Origin of the sequence: Methylobacterium sp. E-066, assembly GCF_022829635.1 — a bacterium.
Lineage (GTDB): Bacteria > Pseudomonadota > Alphaproteobacteria > Rhizobiales > Beijerinckiaceae > Methylobacterium.
In genome coordinates this window covers 1-733 of the sequence record NZ_JAKSYO010000139.1, presented here as the reverse complement: position 1 = coordinate 733, position 733 = coordinate 1, and the positions used below count along the sequence as shown (strand labels likewise).

At 73.1% G+C, this 733-nt stretch carries 1 protein-coding gene; it reads right to left on the bottom strand.

All coding sequences use genetic code 11. From position 1 onward, the window contains the following. Positions 1-174: 174 nt before the first annotated feature. Positions 175-733 (bottom strand): sugar transferase (locus tag MKL20_RS19795; RefSeq protein ID WP_244038111.1); only part of this gene is annotated, 559 nt, incomplete at its 5' end.

The following is a 733-nucleotide window of genomic DNA, read 5'->3' as shown; positions in this document are numbered from 1 at the left end:
GAACCGCCCCAGACCCACCCCGAGCAGCGCGTTCAGCAGCAGACCCTTCATGACGATCCCGTCGGCGATCCCGTCCCCGCACCGGCCCCGGCGCCGGACCGATCCCGGCCCGGATGGTCCGGTGCTCGTCCGCGGGCGACGTCCTGCGGTCGCCCCGCGTCTCGGCCGAAGCCGCTACTTGCTGCCACGTTGGGCCAGCACCGCCGGCACGGTGCGCAGCATGATCGCGAGATCCCGGCGCAGGCTCCAGCGGCTGGCGTAATCCAGGTCGAGCGCCACGCGCTCGGCATAGGTCGTGTCCGAGCGGCCCGAGACCTGCCACAGGCCGGTGACGCCGGGCGGCACCGCGAAGCAGGTCGAGAACGCCCGGCCGTAGCGGGCGACCTCGGCCTGGACGATCGGGCGCGGCCCGACCAGGCTCATCTCGCCGCGCAGGACGTTCCAGAGCTGGGGCAGCTCGTCGAGCGAGGTCTTGCGCAGCACCTGGCCGATGGCGGTGATGCGCGGATCGTCGCTGAGCTTGTGCGTGGCCGCCCATTCAGCCCGGGCGCGCGGGCTGGCGGCGAGGTGGGCAGCGAGCACCGCCTCGCCGTTCGTGACCATGGAGCGGAACTTCAGGCAGCCGAAGCTGCGCCCGTCGCGGCCGAGCCGTGTGTGGCGGAAGATCGGCGCCTTGCGGTCGCCGGCCCAGACCAGGGCGGCGATCACCAGCATCAGCGGCAGCAGCAGGAAC